Source organism: Pseudomonas sp. 9Ag, assembly GCF_902506445.1.
In the GTDB taxonomy this organism is placed as follows: Bacteria; Pseudomonadota; Gammaproteobacteria; order Pseudomonadales; family Pseudomonadaceae; genus Stutzerimonas; species Stutzerimonas stutzeri_AB.
Genome location: NZ_LR733836.1, coordinates 2,872,087 through 2,882,478, shown reverse-complemented (window position 1 = coordinate 2,882,478; position 10,392 = coordinate 2,872,087). Strand labels below are relative to the sequence as shown.

Annotated in this window: 9 protein-coding genes; 7 read left to right on the top strand and 2 right to left on the bottom strand. The window is 63.5% G+C overall.

Going from position 1 to position 10,392, the window contains the following annotated elements:
- The first annotated feature begins 72 nt into the window (after nt 1-72).
- The 7 genes from ALTERO38_RS12890 (at nt 73) to ALTERO38_RS12860 (ending at nt 9,798) form a co-directional block, all read left to right on the top strand.
- Nucleotides 73-2,553 (top strand): TonB-dependent receptor, encoded by a 2,481-nt coding sequence (locus ALTERO38_RS12890; RefSeq protein ID WP_159968644.1) that lies wholly within the window; start codon nt 73-75, stop codon nt 2,551-2,553.
- Between the two features lie 95 nt (nt 2,554-2,648).
- A complete protein-coding gene (locus ALTERO38_RS12885; protein ID WP_159968643.1) occupies nt 2,649-4,577 on the top strand; it encodes a phytase in 1,929 nt (642 codons plus the stop codon).
- A 98-nt stretch (nt 4,578-4,675) separates the two neighbouring features.
- Complete coding sequence (gene tolQ / locus ALTERO38_RS12880) at nt 4,676-5,383, top strand: protein TolQ (RefSeq protein WP_159968642.1); 708 nt, start codon at nt 4,676-4,678, stop codon at nt 5,381-5,383.
- 13 nt (nt 5,384-5,396) lie between these two features.
- Nucleotides 5,397-5,858: a protein TolR gene (gene tolR, locus ALTERO38_RS12875; protein WP_159968641.1), complete on the top strand. Its 462-nt coding sequence runs from the start codon at nt 5,397-5,399 to the stop codon at nt 5,856-5,858.
- Nucleotides 5,855-6,685 carry a TonB family protein gene (locus tag ALTERO38_RS12870; RefSeq protein WP_159968640.1) on the top strand — a complete coding sequence of 277 codons (831 nt, stop codon included), beginning with the start codon at nt 5,855-5,857 and terminating at the stop codon, nt 6,683-6,685. The genes tolR and ALTERO38_RS12870 overlap by 4 nt, the downstream gene beginning before the upstream one ends.
- Before the next feature lie 35 nt (nt 6,686-6,720).
- Complete coding sequence (locus ALTERO38_RS12865) at nt 6,721-8,682, top strand: PhoX family phosphatase (RefSeq protein WP_159968639.1); 1,962 nt, start codon at nt 6,721-6,723, stop codon at nt 8,680-8,682.
- Between the two features lie 132 nt (nt 8,683-8,814).
- Nucleotides 8,815-9,798 carry a lipid A deacylase LpxR family protein gene (locus tag ALTERO38_RS12860; protein ID WP_159968638.1) on the top strand — a complete coding sequence of 328 codons (984 nt, stop codon included), beginning with the start codon at nt 8,815-8,817 and terminating at the stop codon, nt 9,796-9,798.
- A gap of 45 nt (nt 9,799-9,843) precedes the next feature.
- Here ALTERO38_RS12860 and ALTERO38_RS12855 read toward each other — a convergent pair whose 3' ends face one another.
- Together ALTERO38_RS12855 and ALTERO38_RS12850 are read right to left on the bottom strand one after the other, a co-directional pair.
- The gene (locus ALTERO38_RS12855; RefSeq protein WP_159968637.1) at nt 9,844-10,188 is read right to left on the bottom strand and encodes a YdbL family protein; all 345 of its coding nucleotides are present in this window, start codon (nt 10,186-10,188) and stop codon (nt 9,844-9,846) included.
- A gap of 8 nt (nt 10,189-10,196) precedes the next feature.
- A complete protein-coding gene (locus tag ALTERO38_RS12850; protein ID WP_073300661.1) occupies nt 10,197-10,388 on the bottom strand; it encodes a YnbE family lipoprotein in 192 nt (63 codons plus the stop codon).
- Nucleotides 10,389-10,392: the final 4 nt, after the last annotated feature.

Genomic DNA, 10,392 nt, shown 5'->3' with positions numbered 1-10,392 from the left:
GCCATATCCCACCCCTACCGTCCGCTCCAGTTCCGGGATGGACCCGGTAATCAGCGTTCGGGGGATTTGTTCATGAGCACATACCGCAGCGGCATCCGCCATGCAGGGTTCCGCATCAGCCTGCTGGCCCTGGCCATCAGCGCCGGTTCGGCCTGGGCCGAAGAGCCGCTTGTCATGGAGCACGTCGAGGTGATCGGCCAGGCCGTCAGCCTCGACGAAGCATTGAAGGAACAACGCAACTCCGACAGCGTGAAGAGCGTGGTCCATGCCGACGGTATCGGCCAGTTGCCAGACAACAACGCTGCCGAAGCCTTGCAGCGCATCCCTGGGCTTTCGGTCGAGCGCGACCAGGGCGAAGGCCGCTTCGTCAGCGTGCGCGGCATCGCGCCGGATCTGAACAGCGTTACCATCAATGGCACCTTGGTGCCCTCACCGGAAAGCGGTCGTCGCGCCGTGGCGCTGGACGTGCTTCCCTCCGAACTCGTTCAGTCGCTCTCGGTGGTCAAGACGCTCACCCCGGACATGGACGCCAACTCCCTCGGCGGCACCATCGAGGTGGAAAGCCTGTCGGCGTTCGACCACGACGGATTGTTCTACAGCCTCAGCACCGAAGGCAGCTACGACGAGAACGTCGGCAAGACCAGCTCCAAGTTCTCCGGTGCGTTCAGCAACCGCTTCAGCCTCGGTGATGGCGCGGACAACTTCGGTGTCGCCGCCGCCCTGAGCTGGCAGGAGCGTGACTTCGGCTCCGACAACGTCGAAACCGGCGGCAACTGGGATTTCGAGAACGGAGCCCGGTTGGAGGAGTTTGAGCAGCGCGACTATGAGATCACCCGCGAACGCGCCGGTGTCGGCCTGAACTTCGACTACCAGCCAGACGATTTCAGCAGCTACTACCTGCGCACCCTCTATAGCCGCTTCAAGGACACCGAAACCCGCAATGCCGCCGGGGTCGAGTTCGAAGATGCGCAGTTGGCCGGCGAGCTGGGCAATGCCGAGGGCTGGCGCGAGATCAAGTCCCGCGAGGAGACCCAGACCATCCAGTCCTACGTGTTCGGCGGCGAACGGATGATGGGCCTGTGGACCCTTAGCGGACAGGCCGGCTACAGCGAGGCGCGCGAGCGCAACCCGGGCGGCATCTCCAGTGCTACCTTCGAAGGCGACTTCGCTGACGTTGGTTTTTCCAGTACCACTAAGCCGCGTCTGACTGTCGATCCGTCCTTCTACGATCCCGCCAGCTTCGAGCTGGATGAGGTGGAGTGGGAAGAGAGCGACGCCCGCGACAAGGAAAAGAACATCCGCCTGGACCTGGCCCGCGAATACGACATCCAGGGCTACGCCTCGCAATTTAAGCTAGGCGGCAAGCTGAGCCGGCGCGACAAGACCAACGACGTCGATGTCTGGGCCTACGATGACTTCGATGACCTAACTCTGGCTGACTATCAGCACGGGACCGTGGACTACAGCCTCGACCGCTTCGGCCCCGGCATCAGCGCCGGCGCCCTTGAAGGCCTCATTGGTGGTCTGGACGCGAGTGCGTTCCGGGACGAAGAAGAGTCGCGCATCGGCGACTTCGACATGAGCGAAGACATCAACGCCGCCTACTTCATGAACACGCTGGACCTGGACAAGTGGCGCATCATCGCCGGCCTGCGTTACGAGGGCACCGAGTTCAGCGCCAAGGGCACCGGCATACGCGAGGGCGAGTTCGAATCCATCTCCAGCGATAACCGCTACGACCACTGGCTACCCGGCCTGCACGCGCGCTATCAACTGACGGGCGACACCCTTCTGCGCGCCGCCTGGACCAACACCGTGGTGCGTCCCACCTTCGAGCAGCTGGCGCCCGGTTTCATCATCGATGGCGACGAGGCGGAGTTCGGTAACCCCAACCTCAAGCCGCTGGAGTCGATGAATTACGACTTCGGCATCGAGCACTACATGGGCCGCGCGGGCGCTGTGTCGGCGTATCTGTTCTACAAGGACATCGACAACTTCATCTACAACACCGACGTGGCCGGCACCGGCCAGTGGGCCGGCTTTGACGAGGCGCTGAGCTACGAGAATGGCAGCAGCGCCAAGCTCTACGGTGTCGAGTTGTCCTACTCGCAGAAGCTCGATTGGCTGCCAGCGCCCTGGAACGGCGTGTTGCTCGGCGCCAACGCCACCCTCAGCAAGTCCGACGCGGATATCGAAGGCCAGGACAGCAGTCGCAGCATCGACCTGCCGAACCACTCCGATACGGTCGGCAATCTAATGGTTGGCTGGGAAAACGACGTCTTCAACATGCGGCTGGCGGCCAACTACAAGTCCGAATACCTGGCTGAGGTGTCCGGCGTCGACGATGAAGCGCACGACCTCTACGCCGACGAGCAGCTGTTTCTCGACTTCAAGGCCGGCTACTTCATCACGCCGAACCTGCAGGTGACGTTCGAGGCGCTGAACCTCACCGACGAGTCCTACTTCGTCTACACCGGGCGCAGCAACTACAACGCCCAGTACGAAGAGTACGGCCCGACCTACAAGCTCGGCCTGACCCTGACGCATTTCTGATCCCGAACCTTACCGACTTCACTTTTACGCCGCCCCGACACCGCTTCGTTCCCCTTCGGACCGGTGCCGGTCAGCGGCTGCTGAATGGAAAAACCATGGACGTAACGTCGTTTAAACCCCTGTGGCTGAGCCTTTGCATCGCACTGGCGGCCTGTCAGGCCGGCGCCGGTCAGCCAGCTGCCGGCCAGGCCGCACTGCACCTGAGCACACTGAGCGCCGCGCCACTGGAAGCCGAAAGTGCGCAGTTGATCGGCACCGATAAGTTCTGGCCGGGCGCTTCGCAGCTGCTGGTTCGGCCGGATTCGCGCGGCGTGGAGCTGCTGAACGCACAGGGCGCGCCGCTCAGTGCGTTCAAAGGCCGCTTCGAGGGGCTTGATCATCGTGCCAGCGAGGAGGGCCTGCTGGTCGCGACCCTCGACCGCAAGCGTCAGCAGGCTGTGCTGCTCGGGCTCGATCGCCAGCATCGGTGGAGCCAGCCGCTCTACGTGCCGAAGACCAGCTTCGCGATCGAGGGGTTGTGCCTGTATCGCGACGCCGGGCGCAATGGCTACCTGTTTCTGATCGGTGAGGATGGCATCGGCGAGCAATGGCTGGTGGCGGCAGGGCAGAAGTTGCTGGCTGCGCCAAAGCGCGTGCGGGGCCTGAGCCTTCCACCGGGAAGCAGCTACTGCCAGGCGGACGACCAGACCGGCGAGCTGGTGGTGAACGAGGAAAACGTTGGCCTCTGGCGTTATGCCGCCGATGCCGAAGCGCCGTTGCTGCGCCATCCGATCGACATCGTGCAGCCGTTCGGCGGCATCGCCGAAGCCGCCGCCGGCATGGCGCTGGTGCCGGGCGGCATGTTGGCGCTGGATCCAGAGGCGGGTGCATTGCACCTGTATCGGCGCGATGGCGATGCCTGGCGCAGCCATCAGGTGATTGCGCTGGACGGGTTCGACGAGCCGGAGCAGGTCAGTGCGCGATTGGGCGAACACGGTCTCGACCTGCTGCTGACCGACGAACGCGGTGCGCACATGGCTCGCCTGGACTGGCAACCGGATGCGCCGGCCGTGACGCCGGTTATCCCGATGCTGCCCGCGATGGTGCAGACCGATCCGGTGCCGCACCTGGGCGATGCGGCGGACGATCCGGCGATTTGGGTCAATCCGACCGATTCGGCACGCAGCCGCGTGCTCGGCACCGACAAGAAAGGCGGGCTGGCGGTTTACGACCTGACCGGCAAGCAGCTGCAGTACCTACCGGTAGGGCGGTTGAACAATGTCGACGTGCGCTACGGCTTCACCCTCGGTGGCAAGCGGGTCGATCTGGCCGTGGCGAGCAATCGTGATCACAACAGCCTGCACTTGTTCGCCATTGAGCCGCACAGCGGCGAGGTCAGCGGCATTGGCGAGATCGAAACGCCGTTCAGTGAAATCTACGGCCTGTGCCTGTTCAAGGACCGCCGGGGCGCGATCCATGCCATCGCCAACGACAAGGACGGCACTTTCCTGCAGTACCGCCTGGATGGCAGCAGCGGTTCGCCGCGTGGCGAGCAGGTGCGCGAGTTCAAGGTGGACAGCCAGCCTGAAGGCTGCGTCGCCGATGACCGCAACCAGCGACTGTTTGTGGGCGAGGAAGACGCGGCGGTATGGACGCTGGATCTGCGCAGCGATGCGGCTGCGCTGGAAAAGGTCATCGACGTGGGCGGCCCGCTGCATGCCGATGTTGAGGGGCTGGCGATCTATGGCGGTGCGGCCGGCGATTACCTGGTGGTCTCCAGCCAGGGTAACGACAGCTATCTGGTGCTCGATGCGCGCGCGCCCTATGCCGTGCGCGGCGCCTTCCGCGTGGGCCTGAATGCCGAGCGCGGCATCGACGGGGCTTCGGAGACCGATGGCCTGGAGGTCACTTCGGCCAATCTCGGCGGCGTCTGGGGTCGCGGCATGCTGGTGGTACAGGACGGCCGCAAGCGCATGCCTGAAGGTGCTCAGAACTACAAATACGTGCCGTGGACGGCCGTCGCCGAAGCGCTGGGGCTGGACTGACCGGCGTGAACCACCCGGGTTACGCCGCGCTGTCATCGAAGCGTAACCCCAATGCAATCCAATGAGCGCCGTTGCATGGGACGGCCGGAGGAGCAGAAATGCAAAACGAACATATGTCGGTCTGGGGTTTGGTCAGCGAAGCCAGCCTGGTGGTGCAACTGGTGATGACGACGCTGGTGTTGGCGTCCGTCGCCAGCTGGTACCTGATCATCCAGCGCGGCGCCGCGCTGCGCCGCAGCGAACGGCTGCTGAAAAGCTTCCTGCAGCGCTTTCGCAGTGGCGGCGAACTCAGCCAGCTCTATCGCGAGGGCAACGAGCAGTCGCTTCCCCGCGAGGCTGCCCTGCAGCACATCTTTCTCGCCGGCTATCAGGAATTCAGCCAGCTGCAGCGTCAGCCCGGCATCGCTCCGGATGCGGTGATCGATGGAGTGGAACGCAGCCTCTATGTGGCCATCGCCGAGCAGGAAGAGCGGCTGGAAAACGGGCTGCAATTCCTCGCTACCGTCGGTTCGGTCAGCCCCTACATCGGCCTGTTCGGCACTGTCTGGGGAATCATGAATTCCTTCCTCGGGCTGTCCATGGTGCAGCAGGCAACCCTGTCCACCGTTGCTCCAGGCATCGCCGAAGCGCTGATCGCCACGGCCATCGGCCTGTTTGCCGCGATCCCGGCAGTGATGGCTTACAACCGCTTCTCCGCCCGTGGCCAGACCCTCAGCGCTCGCTACTACAGCTTCGCCAACGAACTGCAGGCGCGGCTGCATCGCCGGCTGCATGCCGGCTCGCCGAGCATCGCCGCAGCCGCCTGAAAGGAGCCTCGCCATGCTGGTTAAACCGCAGCGCAAACACGGCCCGAAGGCTGAAATGAACGTGGTGCCCTATATCGACGTGATGCTGGTATTGCTGGTGATCTTCATGGTCACCGCGCCGATGCTGGTGCAAGGCGTGAAGATCGAGCTGCCCAAGGTCGCCGCCGAGGCGATGCCCACCGAGAACGAGCGGCAGATCCTGACGCTCTCGGTCAAGGCTGATGGCGGCTTCTACTGGAACCTGGGCAACGAGCTGAACGCCGATGACCAGACCGACAGCGCCATCGACCTTGAGGAAATGCGCGGGAAGGTTGCGGCAATCATTGCCGAGCGCGGCGACACCCAGGTCTACGTGCGCGCCGATGATGCCGCGGACTATGGCCGCGTGGTGGCTGGCATAGCCGAGCTGCAGCGAGGCGGGGTGGTCAATCTCGGTCTGATCACCGAGGCGCCCCCCGGACAGCCCGCACCATGAGCAGTCTGAGCATGCCGTTACCTAGCAGCTTTGCGGTGGCTCGTCCCCAATGGCGCAGCCATGCCAGCGCGGCGACAGTAACGGTCGCGCTGCATGCCGCGGTGCTCGGTCTGTTGCTGCACGGCTGGACGCCCGAACTGACGCCGCCCAGCTCTACGCAGGTGCTCAAAACCCAGCTGGTCAGCCTGCCCACGCCGCAGCCGGTGCTCGAGGCGCCCGTCGAACCAGAGCCCGTGCCCGAGCCGGTCGAGGCAGCCATCGAGCCGGTGCTCGAGGAACCGCAGGTCGATCCGCGAATCGAACAGCATCGGTTCGAACAGGCCGAGCTGGCATTCAAGCGGGCCGAGCAGAAAAAGCAGGAAGAGGCGGCGCGCCTGGAGCAGCAACGTCTACGCGACGAGCAGCTCGAGCAAAAACGCCAGCGTGAGCGGCAGGAACGGCTCGAAGCTGAGCGCCGCGAGCAGCTGGTGCGCGAGGCGCAACAGCGCGAACAGGCTGCGCAGCAGGCCCAGGCGGCAGCGGAACGGGCGCGACAGGCTGAGGCCGCCGCAGCTGCCAGCCGCCAGTACCTGCCGATCGCCAAGCACGCGCCGGACTATCCGCAGCGTGCACTGGACAAGGGCATCGAAGGCAGCTGCACGGTGAGTTACTCGGTCAACCCGCAGGGGCGGATCGAAAACCCGAGGGCCCTCGAGGATTGCCACCCGCTGTTTATCCGGCCATCGCTGACGGCGGCGAAAAGCTTTCGCTATCAGCCGCGTATTGTCGAGGGTCGTGCTGTGACCGTTCCCGAAGTAAAGAACACCTTTCATTACCGCATCCAGTGATGCGCAGCAGATCCATTTGCCAGACGAGCCAGTGAATGAAACAGGACTTTCAGAGTTTCCACGCCAACCTTTCCGCCCTGGACGATCAGGCCATCAACCCCAGCGCCAATCCCTCGCTCGGGCAGCTGGTCGATCAGGGTCGGCGCAACCTGCTCAGGGGCGGCATGGGCCTCGCCGCGCTGGGCTTTCTCGGCGGCGCGCTGAGCGCCTGTCGTGGCGCTGTACAGTCGGATTCGCTGATCGGCTTCAGCGGGATTCCTACCCAGCTCGACCCTAAATTCGACAGCGTGCAGGTCGCGCCGGGCTACAGCGCGCGCACCTTCTTTTCCTGGGGCGACGCCGTGCTGGCCGATGCGCCAGATTGGAACCCGGACGCAACCGACGACTGGCAGGCCCAGCTCAAACAGGCCGGCGACAACCATGACGGCATGCACTTCTTCCCGTTCCCTGACGCCCCTGATAGCCACGGCTTGCTGGTGATGAACCACGAATACGTCAACCCGCCGCTGCACCCCAACGGCATGACTTTCGTCGACGGCAAGCGCCCGCTGGACGAGGTGCGCAAGGAACAGGCAGCCCACGGCCTGAGCATCATCGAGGTGAAGAAGGATGCCCAGGGGCAGTGGCAGCGAGTCATGCCGTCGCGCTACAACCGCCGCCTCTCCGCGATGACGCCCATGGCAGTTGGCGGTCCGCTGGCTGGTAACGAGGCGCTGAAAACTGTTGCCGACCCGAGCGGGCGCGAAATCATCGGCACGGTCAACAACTGCTCCAGCGGCGTCACGCCCTGGGGCACCTACCTGATGTGTGAAGAGAACTGGCACAACTACTTCGTCAATCACGATGCGGCTGATCTGGCCAAGCGCACGTCGCACAAGCGCTACGGCATCGCTGGCGAAGGCTTGAGCAAGCTCTACGGCTGGGAAACCGCCGACGCGCGCTTCAACGCCACCCCGGACCCGACGCAACCCCATAGCGGCTACGTGAACGAACCGAACCGCTTTGGTTGGGTGGTCGAGGTCGACCCGTTCGACCCGCAGAGCAAACCGGTCAAGCGCACCGCTTTTGGCCGCTACTGCCGCGAATGCTCGGTGCTCTCATTGGGTGAAGACGGCCGCATGGCGTTCTACTCAGGCGACGACACCAAGGGCGAGTACGTCTACAAGTTCGTCCCCGCCGGCCGCTTCGTGCCGGGCGCCGATCAGGCTAACCGCCAGTTGCTCGATAGCGGCACGCTCTACGTGGCGCGATTCATAGCCGATGGCAGCGGTGAATGGCTGGCGCTGGTCCACGGCCAGAACGGGCTCACCGTCGAGAATGGATTCACCGATCAGGCCGAGGTGCTGCTCAATGCGCGTGCCGCTGCGGACCAAGCGGGTGCGACGCCCATGGACCGACCCGAGTGGGTTGCAGTGCACCCGCGTAGCCGTGAGGTCTACGTAACACTCACCAACAACGACAACCGTGGAGTCAAGTGGCCAACCGACAAGGCCAACCCGAGGCCAGTCAACCTGCACGGACAGATTCTGCGTTGGAGCGAGAAGGGCGCCGACCCGACCGCCACCGCCTTTACCTGGGAAGTCTTTCTACTGGCCGGGGAACAACCAGGCGCCAAGGATGCCAGCGGCCAGCCGGTGCCACCCAACCTCACCGGTACGATCAACGGCGACATCTTCTCCTCTCCAGATGGCCTGGCGTTCGACGAAGCAGGGCGGCTGTGGATCGAAACCGACTACGGCGACGAAGAGGCCGCGATGCAGGCCATGGGCACCAATCAGCTGCTCTGCGCTGACCCTCGAACTCGCGAGGTCAGGCGCTTCCTGGTTGGCCCGCGTGGGTGCGAGATCACAGGCATCACCTGGAGTCCGGATTACCGCGCCATGTGGATCAATATCCAACACCCCGAGCTGAGCTTCCCAACCAGCGATGGCAAGACGCGCCCTCGTTCTTCCACGGTGCTCATCACCAAAAATGACGGGGGCGTCATCGGAACCTGATGCGCTCATTTACAGGCGGCCATCCATGCCGTTGCGCATCTCGTGCACCGCGCTCATGCTGAACGTTTAACCTGCGGCCCGGCTCTAACAGGCTGATACATACCTGTTTGCATGTAACCAAGGAGCCGGGTCATGGCTATTTCGCCGCTGCGCACACGCGTGTCCCTCGCCGTCATTGTTTCTTGTACGCCGCTGGTGAGCCAGGCGGGCCTGTACTCGCTGAAAATCGAAAACGACATTTTTGCTTCTGACGATGGCCACTACACCAACGGGTTCGAGCTGATGCGCTCGTTCAAGCCCGACGCCGATCACTGGTCGCGACGGTTCGCAGAGGCGATGCCAGGCTGGGAGGCAAAGGAGGTCGACAACATCGCCTATCGGCTTGGCCATCAGCTCTATACGCCGGACAACATCAGGCGTGCGGAGCTGATCGAGGATGACCGTCCCTATGCTGCGCTGCTGTTTGCCGGCATGTCGATCTTCTCGGATGACCAACACGAGGGTTGGCGCGGCGCCAGTGGGTTGCATCTGGACATCGGTATCGTCGGCCCGGCGGCCGGTGGCGAGAAAATTCAGCGCCGGGTCCATGAAATCACCAATAGCGACGACCCGCGCGGCTGGGACAACCAGCTGCGCAACGAACCCTTCGTCAACCTCGCTTACCAGTACCGCTGGTGGCAGCAGCAACGCCTTGGCGGGCTGGAGTTCGAATACGGCCCGAGTGCCGGTTTTGCACTGGGCAATCTCTATACCTACGGTTCTGCCGGGTTCGGCTTGCGCATCGGGCAGCGGCTGGAGCGCAGCTTCAGCATTCCGGCCGTGGCGCCCGCCCAAAGTGGCAGTATGTTTTTTGATCAGGGCGGCGGCTTCGCCTGGAGCCTGTTCGCGGACGTCGAAGGGCGCTACATGGCGCAAAACATGTTGCTCGAAGGCAATACCTTCAAGGACAGCCATTCGGTAGACCCAAACGAGTGGGTTGGCGATGCCAAAGCAGGCGTCGCGCTGACCTGGAACAGTTGGCAATTGGCTTTCGCCAGGGTCTGGCGCACCCGTGAATTCAACGGGCAAGACCAGCACGATCAGTTCGGATCGCTGACGGTTTCGACCTGGTTCTAAAGTCGAAAAGAAACGGGGTGCGGATGCACCCCGCGGAGGCTTCGCTTACTTTCTGATCCAGTTGCCGTTCAGCTGAATGATCTGTCCAGCTGGGGTTTTCTCGATGGCCTTTTTGCCGGCAATCGCCTCGACGTCAGCGACACCGATGCCGTTCTTCTGCGCCAGGCGATAGTACTCGGCGCGCCGCGCCTGGTTGATCTGGCTGGCGATTTCTTCAGCCTGGCCGCCACTCTGCACCACGCCCAGATAGCCGTCGGGCTTTTCGCCGAGCTGGCCGCTGGCCTTGGCTTGGCCGAGCGCGGACATGGCTTCGTTGAGTGTCATGGCCGCGGCCGGCAGGGCGAGGCACAGCGCCAGCAGCAGGGTTCCAAGTTTCAGATAGGTCTTCATAACGCTCCTCAGAACAGGCCGCTGTCTTCATTGATGATCGAGTCGAGCTGCTTGTCGACCTTGATGTAGATCTCGTGCTCGATTTTCACGTTGAGGTTGATGTTAATTGGCTCGTTGGGCACGGCGAGCTCTACGCGTGGCGTACAGGCGCTGGCGAGGAGGGCGAGCAGTAAAATGCTGATCGGGTGGGGCAACCGCATGACG